This window comes from Burkholderia oklahomensis C6786 (assembly GCF_000959365.1).
Classification (GTDB): domain Bacteria; phylum Pseudomonadota; class Gammaproteobacteria; order Burkholderiales; family Burkholderiaceae; genus Burkholderia; species Burkholderia oklahomensis.
Map to the genome: position 1 here is coordinate 1,719,113 of NZ_CP009555.1, position 20,739 is coordinate 1,739,851.

The 20,739-nt window shown below is 68.6% G+C and carries 20 protein-coding genes; 6 read left to right on the forward strand and 14 right to left on the reverse strand.

Annotation, left to right across the window (positions count from 1 at the left end):
- Nucleotides 1-33: 33 nt before the first annotated feature.
- Entirely contained in the window at nucleotides 34-501 is a 468-nt protein-coding gene (locus BG90_RS07705; protein WP_010113061.1) for a CidA/LrgA family protein, read from the reverse strand.
- Nucleotides 502-637: 136 nt separating this feature from the next.
- Between BG90_RS07705 and BG90_RS07710 the strand changes: the two genes are divergently transcribed.
- The gene (locus tag BG90_RS07710; protein ID WP_010113060.1) at nucleotides 638-1,561 is read left to right on the forward strand and encodes a LysR family transcriptional regulator; all 924 of its coding nucleotides are present in this window, start codon (nucleotides 638-640) and stop codon (nucleotides 1,559-1,561) included.
- A gap of 102 nt (nucleotides 1,562-1,663) precedes the next feature.
- Here the strand turns inward: BG90_RS07710 and BG90_RS07715 are convergent, their stop codons facing one another.
- Nucleotides 1,664-3,226 (reverse strand): DHA2 family efflux MFS transporter permease subunit, encoded by a 1,563-nt coding sequence (locus BG90_RS07715; RefSeq protein ID WP_010100554.1) that lies wholly within the window; start codon nucleotides 3,224-3,226, stop codon nucleotides 1,664-1,666.
- Between the two features lie 147 nt (nucleotides 3,227-3,373).
- The gene (locus BG90_RS07720; protein ID WP_010113057.1) at nucleotides 3,374-3,874 is read right to left on the reverse strand and encodes a MarR family winged helix-turn-helix transcriptional regulator; all 501 of its coding nucleotides are present in this window, start codon (nucleotides 3,872-3,874) and stop codon (nucleotides 3,374-3,376) included.
- A gap of 200 nt (nucleotides 3,875-4,074) precedes the next feature.
- On the opposite strand from BG90_RS07720, the gene BG90_RS07725 reads away from it, so the two are divergent.
- Together BG90_RS07725 and BG90_RS07730 are read left to right on the forward strand one after the other, a co-directional pair.
- On the forward strand, nucleotides 4,075-4,356 hold the full coding sequence (locus BG90_RS07725; protein ID WP_010100552.1) for a hypothetical protein: 282 nt from the start codon (nucleotides 4,075-4,077) through the stop codon (nucleotides 4,354-4,356).
- A gap of 190 nt (nucleotides 4,357-4,546) precedes the next feature.
- The gene (locus BG90_RS07730) at nucleotides 4,547-6,160 is read left to right on the forward strand and encodes an efflux transporter outer membrane subunit (RefSeq protein ID WP_045568107.1); all 1,614 of its coding nucleotides are present in this window, start codon (nucleotides 4,547-4,549) and stop codon (nucleotides 6,158-6,160) included.
- A 265-nt stretch (nucleotides 6,161-6,425) separates the two neighbouring features.
- Here the strand turns inward: BG90_RS07730 and BG90_RS07735 are convergent, their stop codons facing one another.
- The 8 genes from BG90_RS07735 to gspG form a co-directional block, all read right to left on the reverse strand.
- A complete protein-coding gene (locus BG90_RS07735) occupies nucleotides 6,426-7,217 on the reverse strand; it encodes a type II secretion system protein N (RefSeq protein ID WP_010100543.1) in 792 nt (263 codons plus the stop codon).
- A 41-nt stretch (nucleotides 7,218-7,258) separates the two neighbouring features.
- On the reverse strand, nucleotides 7,259-7,762 hold the full coding sequence (gene gspM / locus BG90_RS07740) for a type II secretion system protein GspM (RefSeq protein ID WP_025990064.1): 504 nt from the start codon (nucleotides 7,760-7,762) through the stop codon (nucleotides 7,259-7,261).
- Nucleotides 7,759-9,189, reverse strand: a complete 1,431-nt coding sequence (gene gspL, locus BG90_RS07745; protein WP_025990063.1) for a type II secretion system protein GspL — start codon at nucleotides 9,187-9,189, stop codon at nucleotides 7,759-7,761. The genes gspM and gspL overlap by 4 nt, the downstream gene beginning before the upstream one ends.
- 24 nt (nucleotides 9,190-9,213) lie before the next feature.
- A complete protein-coding gene (gspK, locus tag BG90_RS07750) occupies nucleotides 9,214-10,344 on the reverse strand; it encodes a type II secretion system minor pseudopilin GspK (RefSeq protein ID WP_081463865.1) in 1,131 nt (376 codons plus the stop codon).
- 79 nt (nucleotides 10,345-10,423) lie between these two features.
- A complete protein-coding gene (locus BG90_RS07755; RefSeq protein ID WP_010100528.1) occupies nucleotides 10,424-11,152 on the reverse strand; it encodes a PulJ/GspJ family protein in 729 nt (242 codons plus the stop codon).
- Nucleotides 11,130-11,540, reverse strand: coding sequence for a type II secretion system minor pseudopilin GspI (gene gspI / locus BG90_RS07760; protein ID WP_025990062.1), 411 nt, complete (start codon nucleotides 11,538-11,540; stop codon nucleotides 11,130-11,132). Before gspI ends, BG90_RS07755 begins: the two co-directional genes overlap by 23 nt.
- Complete coding sequence (locus BG90_RS07765) at nucleotides 11,537-12,151, reverse strand: GspH/FimT family pseudopilin (protein ID WP_025990061.1); 615 nt, start codon at nucleotides 12,149-12,151, stop codon at nucleotides 11,537-11,539. Before BG90_RS07765 ends, gspI begins: the two co-directional genes overlap by 4 nt.
- Nucleotides 12,152-12,192: 41 nt before the next feature.
- Nucleotides 12,193-12,645: a type II secretion system major pseudopilin GspG gene (gspG, locus tag BG90_RS07770; protein WP_010100521.1), complete on the reverse strand. Its 453-nt coding sequence runs from the start codon at nucleotides 12,643-12,645 to the stop codon at nucleotides 12,193-12,195.
- Nucleotides 12,646-12,802: 157 nt separating this feature from the next.
- Between gspG and BG90_RS07775 the strand changes: the two genes are divergently transcribed.
- Complete coding sequence (locus tag BG90_RS07775; protein ID WP_010100519.1) at nucleotides 12,803-13,213, forward strand: general secretion pathway protein GspC; 411 nt, start codon at nucleotides 12,803-12,805, stop codon at nucleotides 13,211-13,213.
- A gap of 58 nt (nucleotides 13,214-13,271) precedes the next feature.
- Here the strand turns inward: BG90_RS07775 and gspF are convergent, their stop codons facing one another.
- Genes gspF through gspD form a run of 3 tightly spaced genes read right to left on the reverse strand, consistent with a single transcriptional unit; the run spans nucleotide 13,272 to nucleotide 18,236 of the window.
- Nucleotides 13,272-14,489: a type II secretion system inner membrane protein GspF gene (gene gspF / locus BG90_RS07780; protein WP_010100517.1), complete on the reverse strand. Its 1,218-nt coding sequence runs from the start codon at nucleotides 14,487-14,489 to the stop codon at nucleotides 13,272-13,274.
- 4 nt (nucleotides 14,490-14,493) lie between these two features.
- Entirely contained in the window at nucleotides 14,494-15,987 is a 1,494-nt protein-coding gene (gspE, locus tag BG90_RS07785) for a type II secretion system ATPase GspE (protein ID WP_010117566.1), read from the reverse strand.
- Complete coding sequence (gene gspD / locus BG90_RS07790) at nucleotides 15,984-18,236, reverse strand: type II secretion system secretin GspD (protein WP_025990060.1); 2,253 nt, start codon at nucleotides 18,234-18,236, stop codon at nucleotides 15,984-15,986. Before gspD ends, gspE begins: the two co-directional genes overlap by 4 nt.
- 387 nt (nucleotides 18,237-18,623) lie before the next feature.
- On the opposite strand from gspD, the gene BG90_RS07795 reads away from it, so the two are divergent.
- Entirely contained in the window at nucleotides 18,624-19,100 is a 477-nt protein-coding gene (locus tag BG90_RS07795; protein WP_010100514.1) for a lytic transglycosylase domain-containing protein, read from the forward strand.
- Nucleotides 19,101-19,402: 302 nt separating this feature from the next.
- A complete protein-coding gene (locus BG90_RS07800) occupies nucleotides 19,403-20,725 on the forward strand; it encodes a GTP-binding protein (protein WP_010117562.1) in 1,323 nt (440 codons plus the stop codon).
- Nucleotides 20,726-20,739: the final 14 nt, after the last annotated feature.

The following is a 20,739-nucleotide window of genomic DNA, read 5'->3' on the forward strand; positions in this document are numbered from 1 at the left end:
ACAAATGGAAGAAAGACGGGCGCGGCGTCCGTGTCAGGCTCTCGCGCGGCGGCGGCCGGCGCGCACGCGCATCACCGCGAGGCGCCGCTCGAAGCCTGCCGCCACGTCGACCGCGACGGCGACGGCGAGCATCACGAAGGTCGTCCCGGCGACGACGACGAGCGCGAGCCGCCACCCGTCCTCCTTGAAGAGCCCGCCGTACTGGACCGCCGCGACGGTCGCCGGGATGAAGAAGAGCAGCATGTCGGACAGCAGCCAGTTCGCGCCGTCCTTCACCCAGCCGGGCGCGACGCGGCCCGACAGCAGCAGCGCGAGCAGCACCGCGAGGCCGACCACGCCGGACGGCACGGGCACGCCGAGCGCCCGCACCGTCCAGTCGATCGCCGCCCACAGCGCGCCGAGCGCGGCGGTCTGCAGCGCGATGCGGGCCGCGCGGCCGGCGCGCGCGCGCGGCGCTGCCGGATAGGTCGCCGCCGTAGCCGTAGCCGAGAGTTTGGTCATGAATGGTCCCGAAATGCCTTGCTTTACCGAATGGAGGCAGTATAGGATTCACGCGATCATAAATAAAATGACTTGGTTCTATAAAAATCATTCCGTTTAGGAATCTTCACCGACTCGCTCACTGAAGGAGGCGCCGATGGAGCTGCGCGCGTTGCGTTATTTCGTCGAGGTGGTCAGGCAGCAGAGCTTCACCGTCGCGGCCGAGCAGATGCACGTCACGCAGCCGACGATCAGCAAGATGGTGAAGTCGCTCGAGGACGAAATCGGCTCGCCGCTCCTGCTGCGCGACGGTCGCCAGATGGTGCTGACGGATGCCGGCCGGATCGTGTACCAGCGCGGCCAGGATGTGCTCGCCGCGCAGGCGCAGTTGCAGGCCGAGCTGAACGATCTCGGCACGCTCGGGCGCGGCGAGCTGACGATCGGCATCCCGCCGCTCGGCGGCTCGCTGTTCACGCCGGCGATCGCCGCGTTCAAGCAACGCTATCCGAAGATCGAGCTGAAGCTGTTCGAGCAGGGTGCGCGGATGATCGAAGAGGCGCTCGTCGCGGGCGAGCTGGAGCTGGGCGGCGTGCTCGAGCCGGTCGATCCGGCCGTGTTCGACGTGCTGCCGATGGTGCGCGCGCCGCTTTGGCTCGTCGCGCACCACGGCTCCCGCTGGGACGACGACGAAACCGTGCCGCTCGCCGACCTTTCCGACGAGCCGTTCGTGTTCTACGCGGAAAGCCTCGCGCTGCACGACGCGGTGCTCGACGCATGCCGGAAGGTCGGCTTCACGCCGCAGATCGTGAGCCGCAGCGGCCACTGGGATTTCATGGCGGCGCTCGTGCATGCGGGCGTCGGCATCGCGCTGCTGCCCGAGCCTTATTGCCGTCGGCTCGACACCACGCAGTTCACGTGCCGGCCGATCGTCGAGCCGGAGATCACGTGGGCGGTCGCGATCGGCTGGCTGAAGAAGGGCTACCTGTCGCACGCGGCGCGCGCGTGGCTCGACGTCGCGCGCGAGACGGGCCCCGTCGATCCGGGCGACGATCTCGCGTTCGGCAGCCTGCGCGCGCGCTGAAGCGGCGGGCGGACGCCGCGCCGCCGATACCCTGCGTCCGGCTCCGACCGCGCTCGCCCGCCGCCCGCAACTGTCCGCCGCGCGGCGTGCGCGGCCGCCCGCTCAGTGCCCCATCGCGGGCCCGACGCCTTTCTTCGGCTTCGTCACCCACACGAGCGCCGCGAGCGCGACGAACGCGAGCGCCGAAATATAGAAGAAGTCGTTGGTCGCCATCATGAAGCCCTGCTGCGTGACGATCTGGTTGATCTGCGCGGTCGATACCTGGCCGGCGATGCCGAGCCGCGCGAGCGCGCCCTGGTAGTCGACCGTGCTCTGCGCATAGATGTTCACCGATTCCGCGAGGCGCGCGTGGTGATAGATCGCATCGTTCTCCCAGAACGTCGAGCTGACCGCGGTGCCGATCGCGCCCGACAGCGTCCGCAGGAAATTCGACAGCCCCGACGCGCTCGCGAGCCGCTCGTCGGGGATGCTCGACAGCGTGATCGTCGTCATCGGCACGAAGAAGCACGCGACGCCGATCCCCTGCACGAGCCGCGGCAGGATCACGTGGTTGAACGGCACATCGAGCGTGAACGTCGAATTCCAGATCGACACGACGGCGAACACGACGAACGCGAAGCTCGCGACCATCCGCAGGTCGAGCCGTTGCATGTTGCGGCCGATGAGCGGCGACAGCACGAGCGCGAGGAAGCCGACGGGCGCGGTCGCGAGGCCGGCCAGGCCGGCCGTGTAGCCCATCACGGTCTGCAGCCACAGCGGGAAGATCACGACCGAGCCGAAGAACGCCATGAAGCCGAACGAGATGATCATCGCGCCGAGCGCGAAATTGCGGTCCTTGAAGAGCGACAGATCGACGACCGGCTCCTTCTCGGTCGACTCCCAGACGAGCATGAACGCGAGCGACACGACGGCGATCAGCGCGAGTGCGGTGATGAACGTGGAATTGAACCAGTCGCGGTCCTTGCCGAGGTCGAGCATCATCTGCAGGCACGACACGCCGATCACGAGCAGCGCGAGCCCGATCGCGTCGATCCGCTGCTTGGTCGTCTTCGTCTCGCGGCCGCGCAGCAGGAAGAACGCGCACGCGGCGGAGAAGATCCCGATCGGCAGGTTGATGTAGAAGATCCACGGCCACGTGTAGTTGTCGGTGATCCAGCCGCCCATCACCGGGCCGAAGATCGGCGCGACGATCACCGTCATCGCCCATAGGCCGAGCGCGAGCCCGCGCTTCGCGGGCGGATAGCTGCGCATCAGGATCGTCTGCGACAGCGGCACCATCGGGCCGGACACGAGGCCCTGCAGCAGCCGGAACGCGATCAGCGATTCGAAGTTCTCCGCGAGGCCGCAGAGCGCGGACGCGATCGTGAACGCGAGCACCGACAGCGTGAAGAGCCGGACCTCGCCGACCCGCCGCGCGAGCCAGCCGGTCAGCGGCACCGCGATCGCGGACGCGACCGAGTACGACGAGATCACCCAGGTGCCTTCGCTCGTCGCGACGCCGAGGCTGCCGGAGATCGTCGGCACGGCGACGTTCGCGATCGACGTGTCGAGCACCTCCATGAACGTGCCGAGCGCGAGCCCGACCGTCAGCAGCGCAAGCACGCCGCCCGACAGCGGCGCCGGTTCGGCGGAAGGGGAAGCGGAAGCGGGGGCCGTCGCAGCCATGCGTCTCTCCTAAGGGGCGACAGTTGCCCCGACATCCTTTTGTACAGCGGCATCGACCGGCAGTAAGTGACCTGTCAGCTTCTGCCCAGACAGATAAATGTGCGGCGTGCGAGCCGCGATCCAATGGCTACCCAATGTCATTCCCGGTCATTCGTCGTCCGGCCGCAACGCCGCCGCGCACGCGGCATCGGCCGCGCCCGGCGCGTTCGCGATGAAGCGCCGCAGCAGGTCCGTCAGGAGCGCGAGCTCGTCGGGCGAAAAGCCTTCGAGCTGCGCGTTCAGCTCGGTCGCGATCAGGCCCGGCAGCGCCTGCGCGGCATGCGCGCCGCGCTCGGTCAGCGCGAGCTCGATCACGCGGCGGTCCGATTCGCTGCGCGCGCGCACGACGAAGCCCTTCTTTTCGAGCCGGTCGAGCATCCGCGTCATCGAGCCGCTGTCGTACGACATCTTGCGCGACAGCTCGAACGGCGTGCGCGCAAAGCCGCGCGCGAGCAGCAGGATCACGCCGATCTGCTGCGCGGTCAGGTCGAGCGGGCCGAGCGCGCGATCCAGCCGCTCGACGAGCGCCTGCCGCGCCTTCGTCAGGTAATAGCCGAGGCTCGATTCGAGCTCGATGTGCTCCGGGTCGTAAAGGCCGCTCATCGTCAAGCTGTCCGGTCGATTGTGCGAACCGCAACAGTGCATTCCAGGAAAAACGCCGCCAGTATCTTGAATATTTATTGCATAGTCAATATTATTTCAGTCAATGAGTTATGCGCTTCATGCGCCGCCAGAGACGATGTTCTGAGCCTGACCGCTTTACCCACGCAGCCGCATTCGCTCGGCGTGCGTCCCGAGGATTTCCCCCCATGCCGTTCCTGAAACATGCCGCCGGCGCACTGCGCCGCAACCTGTCCGACACCGCCCGCCACACGCTTTCCGGTCCGCATCGCGGCTGGAAGATCGCGCTGTACGCGGTGCTGCTGATCGTGCCGGGCGGCTCGCTCGCGGCGCTCGGGTTCGCATGGTTCGATCAGCGGCGGCACCGCGCCGCGCGCAACGGCGGCGGCCGGCCCACGTCGGCTCAGGAGCCTTCGGCGCGACAGCTATGCCTCGCCGCCCCGCAGTGCGATCCCGTCCGCTGCTCGTGAGCCCCCGCCGCGTAACACACGGTAAACCGGCGCACCGCGCCGGTAACACATCCGGCCCCGTCCGCGCTTTACCCTAACGTCTGCGCATTCCCGCATCCGTCAGTTACCATTTCGGCCACGCCTTCGGCGTTTCGGCCGCATCGTCCGCTCGCCCGGCCCACGGGCGGCCGCCTCGACAGGAATCCAGAACATGTCGCAAGTCCCACACCCGCGCGCGCGCCGCGCGCTGAGCGCCGCCGTCGCCATTGCGGCCGCCGCGCTGCTCGCCGGCTGCGCGGTCGGGCCCGACTATCACCGTCCCGACGCGGCGATCCCCGCCGCATACAAGGAAGCGCCGCCCGGCTGGAAGATCGCGCAGCCGGCCGACCGCGCGGACCGCGGACCGTGGTGGACGATCTACGACGATCCGCAACTGAATGCGCTGATCGACAAGCTCAACACGTCGAACCAGACCGTCGCGCAGTACGCGGCCGCATACCGGCAGGCGCGCGCGCTCGTCGCCGAGGCGCGCGCGTCGTACTTTCCGACACTCGGGCTGACGGCGAGCGAATCGCGCGCGTCGAGCGCGCTGTCGTCGAGCAGCTCGGCGTCGCGCAGCACGACGCGCACGATCGGCAATACGTATAGCGTCGGCCTCGACGCGTCGTGGGAGCCGGACCTGTGGGGCAAGGTGAGCCGCACGGTCGGCGCCCAGAAGGCAAGCGAAGCGGCCGCCGCCGCCGATCTCGCGAACGCGCGGCTGTCCGCGCAAGCGACGCTCGCACAGACCTATTTCCAGCTGCGCGCCGCCGACGCGACGCAAAAGCTCCTCGACGACACCGTCGCGTCGTATCAGAAATCGCTGCAGTTGACGCAGAATCAGTACGCGCAGGGCGTCGCCGCGCGCTCGGACGTGATCCAGGCGCAGACGCAGCTCCAATCGGCGCAGGCATCCGCGATCGACAACGGAATCGCGCGCGCGCAGTACGAGCACGCGATCGCGACGCTCGTCGGCGAGCCCGCGTCGACGTTCTCGCTGTCGCCGATGCCGCTCACGGCCGAGCCGCCCGCGATGCCGATCGACGTGCCGTCGGCGATCCTCGAGCGGCGCCCCGACGTCGCCGCCGCCGAACGGCGCGCGGCCGCCGCGAACGAGCAGATCGGCGTCGCGATCGCCGCGTTCTTTCCGACGCTCACGCTATCGGCGTCGGGCGGCTTCCAGAGCTCGGTGTGGTCGCAGCTCTTCACGCTGCCGGCGCGCTTCTGGTCGGTCGGCCCGCAGCTCGCCGCGACGCTGTTCGACGCGGGCCTGCGCGCCGCGCAGACGGAGGCCGCGCGCGCGACCTACGATCAGGACGTCGCCACGTACCGGGCCGCCGTGCTGTCCGCGTTCCAGGACGTCGAGGACAATCTCGCGTCGCAGCGGATTCTGGAGCAGGAAATCGGCGTGCAGCGGCAGGCGGTCGAATCCGCGCAGCACGCGCTCGACATCACGCTCAATCAGTACAAGGCGGGCACCGTCGGCTATCTGAACGTGCTGACCGCGCAGACCACCGCGTTCAGCGCGCGGCAGAAGCTTTCGACGATCTCCGGGCAGCGGATGGTGTCGTCGGTCGGGCTCGTGAAGGCGCTGGGCGGGGGCTGGGACGTCGCGCAGATCGCGCGCGAGACGGGCGGCGTGCAAGCGCCCGCGCCGGTGCCGGCGTCCGCGCCTGCGGGCGTGCCGGCGCCGGCGGCGGCGCAACCGCCAACGGCGGCCGCTGCGCAAGCCGCAGCCGGCGGCGGCTCGGCCGTCGGTTCGACGACGACCGCCGCGCAACCGTAAAACGAAACGGCGGCCGCCGACGGTACGCGGCGCTCGCCGGCACGATCTCGGCCGCTTCGCCTCCGGTGCGCCGGCTGCCGTCGGCGCGCCCGCGAAACAACCGACGCCGCCGAACCGATCTCGCGTCGCCGCCGCCCGACATCGGCCGCAGCGTCGAAGCGTTGCCGGAGCGCCGCTCGGAATCAACCGACTCAACCCGCTCGCTTCGCCGCGTCGCCCGCGCCCGTGACGAAGCGCGATTCAACGCAAAACCGAAACCGCGCGCTTAGCGCGCCGCGTCGCCGTAGATCAACGACACCGTGCCGTCGCCGATCGGGTGGCCGAGCAGATTCAAGAGACCCGCGAGATTGTCGCGCTGCTCGGGCGCGGCGCTCGCGGTGCCGCGAAACGACGCGCCCGTCGCGCCGAAATTCCCTTGCCCCGACATCATCAGCGGTCCCTTCAACGTCGACAGGTCGAGCGCCGAAGTCGCGCCGCGCGCCTCGATCACCGCGCGGTACGATCCGAGCGGCTTCACGCGCGACACGCGCGAGCTCATGTCGGTGATCGTCACGGACAGCTGGCCGAACGCGTCGTTGCCGAAGAGCCGCCAGTCGGTCCAGTCGATCCGCACGTTGCCTTGCAAATCGAGCGTGTTGAACGGCGTGCCGAGGCCCGCGAGCAGCGACGCCGGCACCGCCATCGAGCCCGACGACAGCACCGCGCCGCGCAGCGTCGCGTCGAGCGTGACCGCGTCGGGCATCGCATCGGTCTGCCGCAGCCGCATGCGCACGCGCCCCGTGAAGAGCGGCCAGAACTGCGTGTGCCATTCGACGCGCCCCGGCAGCAGCGTCGACGCGCTGCGGTCCGCGCCGGGCGCGAGGAGGAGCGTTGCCGAGCCGTGCCAGAGCGAGCCGTCCGGATCGACGAGATTGACGTGGCCGCCCGTTGCCCGGGCGAACCGCGGCGTGACCCACGACGCGGGCAGCAGCGCGACGAGCGTGACGAAAATCGCGAGGCCGCCGACGACGGCCCACGGCACGAGGCGCCGCATGCGCATCGGCCAGGTCATCGGCATCCGCGCTCCGCCTTGTCGGCCATATCGGGCATCGACGTCGCTCACTTGACGGACGCCGGCTGCAGCACCGCCGTCAGGTCGACCTGGCCGTCTTCCTTCAGCGCGGTCACGTGCGCTTCGACGACCTGCGCCTTCAACTGGCGGCGCACGTCGTCGAGCCACTGCGTCCACGCGGGGAACGACGCGTTCTTCAACTGGATCTGCACGCCGCCGCCGACGATCTGCGGCGCCGCCGCGGCGAGCCCGTGATCAGACAGCGACGCGGTGAGCGCATCCTTCAGCGCGATGCCCGTCGGCGCGACGCCTTGCGCGGCGGTGGCGAGCGAGCGCGCCTCGTTCGCCTGCGCGGTCATCTCCGCGAGCTCGTGGCGCATCGTCGGCAACTGGCGCTGGATCTGCGCGCGGCCTTCCTGCGCGGGCGACCACAGCACCGAATACGCGATCACGACCACGAGCACCGCTCCGCCCCAGCCGAGCAGCAGCTTCTCGCGTTCGGTGCGGCTTTCCCAGAACTGGGTCAGCGTTTCGTTCAACTCCGTTTTCATGACCGGCTCCGAATGGTCCACTTGCCCGTGCTGCTGTCGATCTCGCCCGACAGGCCGTTGCGCGCGAGGCGCTGGGCGAAGTCCGGATCGACCTTGATCTCGGGCTTGAAGCCGACGTCGAGCCGGCGATCGTGATAATCGAGCGATGCGATGCCGTTCGGCGGCAGCGGCCCGAGCGAGCGCGCGACGCCGCTCGCGAGCGACAGGAAATCGTTCGGCGACAGCTCGCCCGCCGCGATCCGCAGCCGGTCGAGCTGGCGCGTCATCTGCGCGGCCGGATCGAGCACCGTCGTCGTCTTCGGGAACGCCGACAGCAGCGTCTCGGTGATCTGCGCGGACAGCGCGTCGCGTTCGCGCGCGAGCTTCCACCAGTGCGCGTTCATCCCGATCACCGCGACCGCGAGCGACGCCGCCGCGAGCGCAAGCGGCACGCGCAGGCGCGTGAGCGTCGCGCGGTCGAAGCGCCACGGCGCGAACTCGAATTCGAACTGGCAGAGGTCGAAGCGCGAGTCGAGCGCGCGGCGCACGAGCGCATCGAACGGCCAGATTGCGGCGCCCGGCAGCAGACGCTTGTCGTCGAGCGGCCGCACCGACGCGAGCTGCGGCTCGGCGCCCGGCTCGCCGAGCTCGTAAAGCTCGAGCGGCGTGCCGTTCGCGAGCGCTTCGAGCGTCATCACCGCGGTCGACACCGGCGCGGCAAAGCCCTCGCCGAGCGCGCCGCGGGCGAGCGCGAGCTCGACGCGCGGCGCGGCGGCCGTCTCCGGCGGTAGCGCCGTCGATTCCTCGGCGAGCGACGGCGCGCTCGCCGTCGCGGCAAGACCGAGCGCGACCGCGACGATCGATTCGGGCGGCTTCACGGCGTCCGCCGCCGCGCCTTTGGCGGCCGCGTGGCCGTCGCCCGGCCCGCCGGCGGCCGCTTCGTGCGCCGCTTGCAGCTCGTGCGCGACGTCGGCTTCGGCCCCAACCTCGGCCGCTTCGCGCCGCGCCGGCAGCGGCAGGCAGCGCGTGACGGGCACCGCGCGCAGATGGCGGTGCCCCGCCGCGGTGAACGCGTCGACGATGAACTTGAACCACCCGCGGTCGATCACGGCGAGCACGCGGCGTCCGCCGTCGAGCGCCGCCGGGTCGACCGCGATGTGACAGCCCTGCGGATCCTGAATCAACTGATCCTCGATGATGTTCGGCAGCGCCTGCTTCAGTTTCGGCCCCTTCAGGGGCGGCACGGTCTGCGCGAGCATCAGCAGGTCGCGCGCGGCGACGACGAGCACCGTCGTCGCCGCCTGCGGCAGCAGCGACAGCGACGCGCGGCCCGCGCGCTGCGTGTGGCCGCTCTTGTCGACGAGCGCGAACGGCAGCTCGGGCCATTGCCATTCCTGCAACGGCACGGCCGGCTCGCGCGGCGGCAATAGGACAATCAACGTGCTCAAGAGCTCCTCTCCCGAATGGCGTTGTTATAGCTGATCGCGAACGCGCACGATGCGCGTCGTGTGCGTGGTCGGATCACGATACACGAGCGACGTGCGATCCACGACTGCACGATCGTGCTCGATCCGGCCATGCACGATGAAATAGCTGGACGTGACGTCGACCTGGCTCGAATCGAGGTTCACGTTCGGCGCGCCGGCGCCACGCAGCGCGAGCGTCACGTCGCCGACGTTGCGGAAAAACACGGTCTCGCGCCGCGACACGAGCGCCTGCGCGGACGACACCGACATCCCCGGTATCAGCGCCGCAATCACTTCCGCGGGCGCGGTGTTCATGTTGACGGGCGTCACCGTCGGCAGCACGGTGACGAACGGGCGCAGCCGCTCGACCATCTCCGGCGTGAAGCCCTCGACGTCGAGCAGCGAATCGACGCTCGTCATCATCAGCGGCGCGGGCCCGCGGCCTTCGCCGCCCGCGAGGCCCGGCTCGTCGGTGAAGTTGCCGCCGCTCTCGGTGCCGCCGTCCGGCAGCGGAACGGGCACGCCGCTCGCGGCGCCCGGCAGCGTAGCCGCCTGGAAGCGCGTCGCGGACTGCTTGAGCCCCGCGCGCACGTGGCGCGCGACGATCTTCGCGAGCTGCTGGTCGAGCCCGAGCGTCGCGAGCAGCCGCTGGAACGTCTGCACCTGCGCCGCGTTCAATTGCAGCGCGCCGGGCGCGGGCGACGACACGAGGTTGCGCAGGTTGAACTTCGCCTGCGCGTCCTCGATCGAGCCGGACAGATAGGTATCCGTGCCTTCGGCCGCGTCGGTCACGCCGATGCGGCCGAGAAAATCCGACAGCTTCGTCTTCGCGATCGGCACGGCCCAGATCCCGCCGAGATACGTGATGCCGGGCGCCGTGTCGCCTTCGGAGCGCAACACCATCCGGGTCCAGTCGAGCGCGCCGCGCGCGACCCATTGGGCCTGCGCGAGCAGCCGCTGATTCTCGATCCGGCGCACCTGCACCTGCTGGCGCCACAACATCCCGGACACGAGGATCGCCGACAGCGCGACGACCAGAAGCGCGTTGATGATCGCGACGCCGCGCTCGCGGCGGACGCCGGCGCACTCGCCTGCGCGGGCGCCGTCGCGGCTCGGCAAGCGTGGCGCGCGCGGCATGAACGACGCATGCGCCGCGAACGGCGCACGCGAGCGGCGAAGCGAAGCGAAACGAGCGAGGAGGGCGGACGCGCGCATGTCACTCCCCGATCAGAAAGATGCGCGTGATCGGCACGCGCAGCGACGTCGCGCCGATGCTGACCTCGAGCCCCGTCACCGCGCGCGGCGGCGGCGCATTGCCGAGCATCGGCACCTTGAGCGCGTTGTTGTTCTGCTCGAGCGCGTTGTCGGCGTCGGGCATGCTGGTCGTCCAGCCGACCTTCGGCACGTACAGACGCGCGTTGATCATGCCGACGCCGCGCATCAGCCGCACCGAGCTCCAGCCTTCGGTGTCGCCGCCGCGCACCGCGTCGCGCAACGCGTTGACGTCGCCGATCGGCGGCGACGCATAGCGCACGACGCTGCCGTTCGAGATCCGGTAGCGCACGACCTGCAGACGCGGCGCCGCGCCCGGCGCGTCGAGCTCGCGCACGATCTGCAGCGTGTCGCCCGCGACGCGCACCGCGGGCTGGCCCGCTTCGTCGTCGGTCGCGGCGCGGCGCGCATCGATGCGCATCTGGTCGAACATCTGCGCGAACACGCGCTCGTCCTCCATCGCGGCCGACACCTTCTCGCGGCCGCGGATGATCTGGTCGAGCCCGCGCCACGACAGGATCGCGATCACCGCGAGGATCGTGATCGCGATCATCATTTCGATCAGCGTGAAGCCGCGGACGCCCCGAGGCGCGCGCCCTTGGGATGCGCGCCGCGTCCCCCAAGGGGACTGCCTTCGGGGCGCGCGGCGCTCAGAGCGAACGGCTGGTTTCATTCGCGACCACCGTGACCATCTGCGCGAGCACGCCGGCGCGGCCGTTCATCGACACCGCGATCTCGACGCGCCGGAACACCGGATTCGGCGTCGAGCTCACGCGCTGCGTGCAGGTGAGCGCGACATTGCCCTGCGAGCAGTCGAACGTCTGCGTGCCGATGTCGGGCCACGCGTGCGCGAGGCGCAGCTGCGCGAGCGCGTTGTCCGCGCTCCAGCCGGCCAGGAGACGCGTGTGAAGATCGGATGCGCCCGTCGCCATCGAGCCGACCGCGCGGATCGACGCCGCGAGCGCGACCGCGATGATCGCGAGCGCGACGAGCACCTCGATCATCGTGAAGCCGCGCGAACGCGCGAGCGAGCGGGTGAGAGCGTGGGCGCGCATCGTCAGCGCACCTCGTAGCGGCCGTTGCCGGTGCCGACGATCGTCGCGCTGCCGACCGCGGAATAGAGCGTGACGCGCACCGGCACGTCGATGCTCTCGGTGCCGAACACGACGGCGTCGGTGTGCGTGTCGGAGCCGGGATAGTCGATCGCGGCGCCCGTCACGCCGCCGTCCCAGTTGCGCGCGCGCAGTACGTCGTCGCGCAGCGGACGCCAGCCGTCGCCTGTCCGGATGTCGAAGCGAAAGCCGTGATCGGTGGCGCGCCACGCGATCGGGCGCGCGCGCACCTGCGCCTCGTCGCCCGCCGTCTCGAACAGCAGCGCGACGCGCTGTGCTTCCTCGCGCAGATCGGTGCGCGGGTTGCGCCTGAGCGTCAACGATGCGACCGACACGAGGATGCCCGCGATCACGAGCACGACGAGCATTTCGAGCAGCGTGAAGCCCCGCGCACGGCGCCCGAAGGAAGTCCCTGCGGGGCGCCCGAAGGAAGTCCCCGTGGAATGCCCGAAGGAATCCTCTAAGGACGTCCCGAAGAAAGCCTCCACGGATCGACCGCGGGAAGCCCCCGCGTGACGCCGCGTGCCGAAAACGGAAGACATGCCGGGCAGTGCGTACATCGAAGAGTGCGTGCGTCTCGCGTGAGGGTGGCGTCAGCGGCTCATTGCCACGAGCCGATGTCGGAATCGTTGTTCTCGCCGCCTTCCTTGCCGTCGGCGCCGTAGCTGAACACGTCGATCTCGCCGTGCACGCCCGGGTTCAGGTACTTGTACGGGTTGCCCCACGGATCGTTCGGCAGGCGCTCGAGATAGCCGCCGTCCTTCCAGTTGTTCGGGATCGGATCGGTGGACGGCTTCTGGATCAGCGCGGTCAGGCCCTGATCCTGGGTCGGATAGCGGCCGTTGTCGAGGCGGTACAGCTTGAGCGCCTGCATGATCGTGCCGATGTCCTGCTTCGCCGCGATCCGGCGCGCTTCATCCGGACGGCTCATGATCTTCGGCACGATGAGCGCCGCGAGAATGCCGAGAATCGCCACCACGACCATGATCTCGATCAGCGTGAAGCCGCGTTGACGGCGTGCTGCCTGAGAACGGCGAGTGATCCACGTTTGCATGAGTGACTACCTCTTCTTCAAAAAAATGAGCGGTGAGTGAGTGACGCGCGCGGCGCGAGCCGCTCGGCGTCCGCTGCGTGAAGCCGCATTGTAAGGCGCGACTCGCTTCGGGCTTCCACTCAACGCAAATTTCATATTCCTCCGTACAATAACGCGCATGAACGCGCTATCGATCCGGCTCCTTTCCCTCACCCTCTTCGCGGTGCTCTGCGCGACGACCACCTATTGGTTCGTCACGCTGTCCGCGCATCAGGCTCCGCTACCTGCCGCCGCCGCCCGCACGCCGGTGCGCACGGAGGACGCCGCCGCGCTCTTCGGCGGGCAACTGACCCGCAATCCGGTGCAGGACATCCACCTGTTCGGCATCCTCGCGCTGCAGCGCGGCGCGGCGGCCATCGTCGGCATCGGCGGCGACGCACCGCACGCGGTGTCGCTCGGCAGCGAGATCGCGCAGGGCGCGAAGCTCGCCGAAGTGCGCGACCGCTCGATCGTCGTCGAGCGCAACGGCGCGCGCTCCGAGATCTTCCTGCCCGCCAACACGCCGTCTCCCGCGATCTACGTCCGCTAGAAGCGCCGCGCCGCTTCGTCTCGGCCGGCCCGCCGCCGCGGGCCGCGCCGATCTTCCGTCACTGCACCATGTTGTTGAGCTCGATGATCGGCAGCATCACCGCGAGCACGATCACGAGCACGATGCCGCCCATCGCGAGAATCAGCAGCGGCTCAAGCAGGCTCGTCAGGAACATCGTGCGCCGCTCGAGCTCGCGCGATTCGCCTTCCGACGCGCGGTCGAGCATCGTCGTCACGTCGCCCGTCGCCTCGCCCGAACGGATCAGGTGCACGAGCACGGGCGGAAACGTCTTCACGTTGTTGAGCGCGCGCGACAGCGCCGAGCCTTCGCGCACGCGCACGATCGCGTCCTCGATGTTGCCGCGCATCGCGCGGTTCGACAGCGTCTCGCCCGCCGCCTGCAGCGCGCGCAGGATCGGCACGCCCGCCGCGGTCAGGATGGCGAGCGTGCTCGCGAAGCGCACCGTGTTGTAGCCGCGCACCAGCTTGCCCGCGAGCGGGGCGGTCAAGAGCCACCGGTCGAACGCGAGGCGCGGGCCGTCGCGCGACAGCGTCGCCTTCACCAGATAGACGACGACCGCGATCCCGATCAGGATCGCCCACCACCAGTGCCGAACGAAATCGGACAGCGCCATCATCACGATCGTCAACAGCGGCAGTTGCTGTTTCGTGCTCGCGAACACGTTGACGACCTGCGGCACCACGTAGCTCAACAGGAACGTGACGATGCCGAGCGCGATCACCGTGACGATAGCCGGATACGTGAACGCGAGCACGATCTTCTGCTTGAGCGCATTGCGCTCCTCGATGTAGTCGGCGAGCCGCGACAGCACGATCCCGAGCTTGCCGGTGTGCTCGCCCGCCGCGACGAGCGCGCGATAGATTTCCGGGAAATCGCGCGGATGCTCGGCGAGCGCGACCGCGAGCGAGTGTCCGCCCAGCACCTCGGCGCGGATCGCCGCCATCAGCTCGCGGATGTAGTCGCGCTCCGCCTGCTCGGTGAGCACCGAGAGCGCCTCGTCGAGCGGCAGCCCGGCGATCAGCAGGCTCGCGAGCTGGCGCGTCAGGATCGCCTGCTCGCGCTGCGACAGCTTGCGGCCGAGCGCGAGGCGCTGGCTGCGTTCGCCGCGCTTGCGGCTCGCCGCCGGTTCGACGACGAGCGGCGTGAGTCCTTGCGTGCGCAGGTGGCCGCGCGCATTGCGCGCGCTGTCGGCCTCGATGACGCCCTTTTGCGCGCGCCCCGCTGAGTCGATCGCTTCGAAACGGAAGGCCGGCATGACGCTATGCGCCTCCCGTCACGCGCAGCACTTCCTCGAGCGACGTCGCGCCCGCCGCGAGCCAGCGCTCGGCGTCGTCGCGCAGCGTGTGCATTCCGTTCGCGCGGCCGGTCGCGAGGATCTCGGCGTCCGCCGCGTTGCGATGGATCAGCGAGCGGATCGGATCGTCGACGATCAGCAGCTCGTAGACGCCGCGCCGGCCGGTGTAGCCCGAATGCCCGCACCTGTCGCAGCCGACCGGATGCCAGAGGGTGCGGCCGTCCTCGTGCCGCTCTTCCTTGCATACCGGACAGAGCTGACGCACGAGCCGCTGCGCGAGCACGCCGAGCAGCGACGATGCGAGCAGATACGGCTCGACGCCCATGTCGGTCAGACGCGTGACGGCCGACGCGGCATCGTTCGTGTGCAGCGTCGCGAGCACCAGGTGGCCCGTCAGCGACGCCTGCACCGCGATCTGCGCGGTCTCGAGATCGCGGATTTCGCCGATCATGATGATGTCCGGATCCTGCCGCAGGATCGAGCGCAGCGCGCGCGCGAACGTCATCCCGATCCGCTCGTTCACCTGCGTCTGGCCGATGCCGGACAGGTCGTATTCGATCGGATCCTCGACCGTCATGATGTTGGTCGTCGCGGTCTCGAGGCGCGACATCGACGCGTACAGCGTCGTCGTCTTGCCCGAGCCGGTCGGGCCCGTGACGAGCACGATGCCGTGCGGGCGCGAGATCAGCTTGTCGAATTGCACGAGCGTCGCGCGGCCCATTCCGAGCGCCTCGAGATTCAGGCGCTGCGCGTCCTTTTCGAGCAGACGCAGCACCGCGCGCTCGCCGTGCCCGGTCGGCAGCGTCGACACCCGCACGTCGACGGGCCGGCCGCCGACGCGCAGCGTGATGCGGCCGTCCTGCGGCAGGCGCTTCTCGGCGATGTCGAGCTGCGCCATGATCTTGATCCGCGAAATCAGCGCGCCGTGCAGCGCCTTCTTCGGACGCACGACGTCGCGCAGCGTGCCGTCGACGCGAAAGCGCACGACCGACGCGTTCTCGAACGGCTCGATGTGAATATCGGACGCCTGCTCGCGCGCCGCTTGCGTGAGGAGCGCGTTGATCATCCGGATGATCGGCGCGTCGTCTTCGGATTCGAGCAGATCCTCGACCTCGGGGATGTCCTGCATCAGCCGCGACAGGTCGACTTCGCCCTCGACCTCGCCGACGATCTGCGCGGCGCTGCCGTCCTGGCGCGCGTAGGCCTGGTTGATCGCCTGCGCGAGCTCGTCGGCCGACACGCGCCGCACCGAGATCGCGCCGAAGTTGCGCGCGACTTCGGCCAGCGCGGCCGCGTTCGTGCGCTCGCTGATCCACACTTCGAGCGTGTCGGCATGCTGGTGCGCGATCAGGATCTGGCCGGTCTTCGCGAACCCGTACGGCAACAGGCGCGCGGCGAGCGGCGACGGCGCGGCGGCGGCCGGCTGATCCTGAGCGCCTTGCGCGAGCGCCTGCGTCACGGATGGGCTCCCGGCGACGCGGCGCCGTTCTCGCCTGCCGCCGCGGGCGCGCTGGCGGGCGCGGGCGGGGCGAGCTGCTGACGCCGCATCTTGTCGATGTCGAACAGGTTCATCGCCGGCGAGCCGCCCTGGCTCGGGCCGATCGGCATCGGCGGGACGACGGGGTCGTCCTTGTCCCGGATGATGTTGTTGTCCGACTTGTACGCGCCCGTCACGCCCTGGATGTAGTCGTAGCGGTTGGACGTCACCGCCTGCGCGGTCTCGCGATCGCCGATGATGACCGGGCGCAGGAACACCATCAGGTTGGTTTTCGTACGCGTCTTGCCTTCCGAGCGGAACAGCTGGCCGATCCACGGAATGTCGCCGAGGAGCGGCACCTTGTTGTTCGCGACTTGGTAGTTGTCCTGCATCAGGCCGCCAAGCACGATGATCTCGCCGTTGTCGGCCAGCACGGTCGACTGGATCGAGCGTTTGTTGAACGTCGGGCCGGTCTGGGAGGTGAGCGTGCCGTTCACGACCGACGAATCCTCCGTATACAGCTGCAGCTTCAGGATCCCGCCGTCGGTGATTTGCGGCTTCACATGCAGCGTCAGGCCGACGTCTCGCCGGTCATACGTGTTGAACGCATTGTTCGTGTTACCGCTCGTCAAGTTCGAATACGAGCCGGTCGGAATCGGCACGTTCTGGCCGACGACGATCTTCGCTTCCTCGTTGTCGAGCGTGACGAGGTTCGGCGTCGACAGCACGTTTGCGTCGCTCACGCCGGAGAAATACTGCAGCAACCCGCCGAGCCCCTGGATGCCGAACATGTTGCGCAGCCAACCGATATTGAGCCCCGGCGTGAGCGCACCTACTACGTTAAGCGGGTTCGTCGCGCCGGCCGTCAGATTGGTGATGCTGTTGCCGCCGCCCACGCCGCCCGTCGTCAGGTTCGTCCCTGCGTAGAGCGCGTTGTTCGCAACCTGCCATTGAATCCCGAGGTTCGCGTTGGTCGTCGAGTTCAGCTCGACGACCAACGCCTCGATGTACACCTGCGCGCGCCGCGCGTCGAGCTGGTCGATCACCGCGCGCAGGTTCCGGTACACGGGATCCGACGCGGTGATGATGAGCGAGTTCGTCGCCGCATCGGCCTGGATCATGCCGCCCGGCTGATTCTCGTCGCTCTTGTCCTTGTCGCCGCCGAGGAGGCCGCCCGTGCCGAGACCGCCGCCGCCCATCGTGCCGCCGGTGCCGCCCGACGAGCTCGACGACAGCCCCGACGGCAGCGGCGGGGTGCCCGACGTGCCCGTCGAGAAGTTCGAGCCGCTCTGCGAGCCGCCTTGATTGAACGCATTCGCATCGTTCGAGCTCGCCGACGAGCCGCTTTCGCCGCCACCCTTGCCGAGCATTCCGCGCAGCGTCTTCGCGAGCTTCACCGCATCGGCGTTGCGCAACGGCACGACGTGCATGTTGCCCGGCACACCGCTCGGCGCGTCGAGCTGCTGCGCGAGTTTCTTCGCCGCGGCGAGGCGCTGCGCGTTCGACGCGCGCAGAAGCAGCGCGTTGGTCCGCGGATCGGCCTGCACGGTGACCTTGAGCGTCGCGTCGGTGTTGCCGATCGCGCCCGGATCGAGCAGCTTCGTCAGCTGCGCGGCGATGTCGATCGCGTTCGCGTTCCTGAGCGGCACGACGGCGACCTGCGCACCCGCCGCGCTGTCGACGCCCGAGATGATCCGCGCGATCCGGCGCACGTTGTCCGCGTAGTCGGTGACGACGATCGTGTTGTTGGCCGGATACGCGGTGATCGTGTTGTTCGGCGAGATCAGCGGACGCAGCACCGGGAGCAAGTTGTTGGCCGATTCGTTGCGCAGCTCGAACACTTGCGTGACGACCTGATCGCCGCGCGCCTGCGGCGTGTTGCCGATGTAGGTCGGCACGCCCTGCAGCTTCGCGTCGGCTTCCGGCACGACCTTCAGCACGCCGTGATCCTGGACGAGCGCGAAACCCTGCATCCGGAGCGCGGACTGCAGCGTCTTCAGCGCCTGATCTTCCGGCACGGGGCGTTCCGATACGAGGTTCAGCTGACCCTTGACGCGCGGGTCGACGATGATCGTCTTGCCCGTCGCGGCGCCGATCGCCTTCGCGACCTGATCGATGTCCGCATTGACGAAATTGAGCGTGACCTGAGCGTGAGCGGCCTGCGCGACGACGATTCCGGCGACGACGAGCGCCGTTGCGACGCGCCGCAAAGCAAAGCGAGTTCTTGTCATGGAGTAATGGATCGATGCCGACGGCGGCCGTGTCCGATGGTATTACGTAAGATCGATGTCAAAAAAGCAGACATTAGCAGTTTTTCATGTCCGAAATATCACATTGAACTGAGAACTGTCTCACATACGCCATAAAAAAAAACGAATGCGTATGCCGCATGTAAGTTATCCCATGCGAAGTCTCGCGAAGAACCAGCACGATAATGCGGTATAAACGTGCTTGGCAAACGCCGTAGTCCGAACCAACCGAACGGCCTCCCTGCATTGCGAACCGTTCGGTTGCAGGTATGATACGGGCGGCCGGAGCGGCTTCGCGCGAAAAGCGCGTGCGGGTTTTCCCGGCCTTCTGCGAAGCGTAAAACAATTCACCGGTTCATTTCCTTCCATATGAGGATGCGGTTCGTCATTGTCGCGATGTTCGCCGCCGGCGCCTGGTCCGCCAGCGCGCCCGCACGCGCCGACTGTTACGACGAGGCCGCAAAATACCAGAAGGTGAATCCGCTGATCCTGCGCGCGATCGCGTGGCAGGAATCGCACAATCGTCCGGAGGCGCTCAACAAGAACGCGAACGGCTCGACCGATTACGGCCTCATGCAGATCAACTCGATCCATCTGCCGACGCTGTCCCGCTACGGGATCACGAAAAACACGCTGATGGAGCCGTGCAAGAGCGTCTATATCGCCGCGTGGCATCTGCGCCGCAAGATGGACAAGTACGGCAACACGTGGCAGGCGGTGGGCGCCTACCATTCGGAGACGCCGTCGCTGCGCGACAAGTACGCGAAGCAGATCGCCGATATTCTCGTTCGATGGAAGCTGATGCCCGCGCCGGACGCACAGGATGCGCAGAGCGCGCAACGCTAGCCGAACCGATCGCGAAGCAAACCCGGCCGCTGAGCCTATATAGATAGAGCGGGAATGCGCCGCCGGACCGCGCTTGCGCGAACCCGACGCTCGCGCCGCGTGCAAGCGCTTCCGTCCGTCCCGTTCACGCCGCACGCATCATGAAATCGCCGCCGGCTCGCCGTCGCGCACGGCCGTCTGTCTATATTTGATGCACAATGCGGCTTTCCCGCCGCTCGTCCGCGCCGGCCGCACGCCGGTGCCGCCCCGTTTTCCGGGGCGCGGCGGCTCGCTTCCCGCTTTTTTCGTTGGTGCGCACCGCAATGAACCAGCCGTTGCCCGTCACCGTGCTGTCCGGCTTCCTCGGCGCCGGCAAGACCACGCTGCTCAATCACATCCTCGCGAATCGCGCCGGCCTGAAGGTCGCCGTGATCGTCAACGACCTCGCCGCCGTCAACGTCGACGCGACGCTCGTGCGCGACGCGGCCGAGTTGTCGCACGTCGAGGAGCGTCTCGTCGAAATGTCGAACGGCTGCATCTGCTGCACGCTGCGCGACGACCTGCTCGTCGAGATCCGCCGCCTCGCTGCCGAAAACCGCTTCGACGCGATCCTGATCGAATCGACCGGCATCGCCGAGCCGATGCCGATCGCCGAGACCTTCACGTTCGTCGACGACGACGGCTCGACGCTCGCCGACGTCGCGCGCCTCGACACGATGGTCACGGTCGTCGACGCGTTCAATTTCCTGCGCGACTACGGCCGCGACGACGCGCTCGCCGAGCGCGGTCTCGCCGCAACCGAAGAAGACGACCGCACGCTCGTCGAGTTGCTGATCGAGCAGATCGAATTCTGCGACGTGCTCGTCATCAACAAGGCGGATCTCGTCGATGCCGACGCGCTCGCGCGTCTGCAGCGCATCCTCGCGAATCTGAATCCGCGCGCGCGGCAGATCGTCAGCCGCTTCGGCGACGTGCCGCTCGCCGACGTGATCGACACCGGGCTCTTCGATTTCGACGCGGCCGCGAATGCGCCGGGCTGGCTCGCGTCGCTCGAGCATCGCCACGACGAAGACGCCGACCACGACCACGGCGATGTGCACGTGCACAGCGAAGCCGACGAATACGGGATCGGCCACTTCGTCTATCGCGCGCGCCGGCCGTTTCATCCGGCGCGGCTCTGGGCGCTGCTGCACGAAGAGTGGAAGGGCGTGCTGCGCAGCAAGGGGTTCTTCTGGCTCGCGACGCGCGACGACATCGCCGGCTCGCTGTCGCAGGCGGGCGGGGTGTGCCGGCACGGTCCGGCCGGGCACTGGTGGGCGGCGCAGGACCGCGCCGAATGGCCGCAAGAGGGCGACGAGCTGTACGAAGAGATCGTCGCCGACTGGCACGGCGACCTCGCCGATACGTCGATCGGCGACCGACGGCAGGAGCTCGTGCTGATCGGCGTCGGGCTCGATGCGCCCGCGTGGCGCGCGAAGTTCGATGCGTGCCTGCTCACCGACGCCGAGTACGTGCAAGGCAAGCACGCTTGGGCGAGCTACGCGGATCCGTTCCCGGCATGGGACGTCGACGATCATGATCATGAGCACGGCCATGACCACGACAACGACCACGGCGACGACGCCGAGATCGTCCATCGGCACTGATCGTCAAAGATTGA

Coding starts and splice junctions, on each gene's coding strand:
- BG90_RS07705 (WP_010113061.1), bottom strand. CDS start 501: ATGACCAAACTCTCGGCTACGGCTACGGCGGCGACCTATCCGGCAGCG.
- BG90_RS07710 (WP_010113060.1), top strand. CDS start 638: ATGGAGCTGCGCGCGTTGCGTTATTTCGTCGAGGTGGTCAGGCAGCAG.
- BG90_RS07715 (WP_010100554.1), bottom strand. CDS start 3,226: ATGGCTGCGACGGCCCCCGCTTCCGCTTCCCCTTCCGCCGAACCGGCG.
- BG90_RS07725 (WP_010100552.1), top strand. CDS start 4,075: ATGCCGTTCCTGAAACATGCCGCCGGCGCACTGCGCCGCAACCTGTCC.
- BG90_RS07730 (WP_045568107.1), top strand. CDS start 4,547: ATGTCGCAAGTCCCACACCCGCGCGCGCGCCGCGCGCTGAGCGCCGCC.
- BG90_RS07735 (WP_010100543.1), bottom strand. CDS start 7,217: ATGCCGATGACCTGGCCGATGCGCATGCGGCGCCTCGTGCCGTGGGCC.
- gspM (WP_025990064.1), bottom strand. CDS start 7,762: ATGAAAACGGAGTTGAACGAAACGCTGACCCAGTTCTGGGAAAGCCGC.
- gspK (WP_081463865.1), bottom strand. CDS start 10,344: ATGCCGCGCGCGCCACGCTTGCCGAGCCGCGACGGCGCCCGCGCAGGC.
- BG90_RS07755 (WP_010100528.1), bottom strand. CDS start 11,152: ATGAAACCAGCCGTTCGCTCTGAGCGCCGCGCGCCCCGAAGGCAGTCC.
- BG90_RS07765 (WP_025990061.1), bottom strand. CDS start 12,151: ATGTACGCACTGCCCGGCATGTCTTCCGTTTTCGGCACGCGGCGTCAC.
- gspG (WP_010100521.1), bottom strand. CDS start 12,645: ATGCAAACGTGGATCACTCGCCGTTCTCAGGCAGCACGCCGTCAACGC.
- BG90_RS07775 (WP_010100519.1), top strand. CDS start 12,803: ATGAACGCGCTATCGATCCGGCTCCTTTCCCTCACCCTCTTCGCGGTG.
- gspF (WP_010100517.1), bottom strand. CDS start 14,489: ATGCCGGCCTTCCGTTTCGAAGCGATCGACTCAGCGGGGCGCGCGCAA.
- gspD (WP_025990060.1), bottom strand. CDS start 18,236: ATGACAAGAACTCGCTTTGCTTTGCGGCGCGTCGCAACGGCGCTCGTC.
- BG90_RS07795 (WP_010100514.1), top strand. CDS start 18,624: ATGAGGATGCGGTTCGTCATTGTCGCGATGTTCGCCGCCGGCGCCTGG.
- BG90_RS07800 (WP_010117562.1), top strand. CDS start 19,403: ATGAACCAGCCGTTGCCCGTCACCGTGCTGTCCGGCTTCCTCGGCGCC.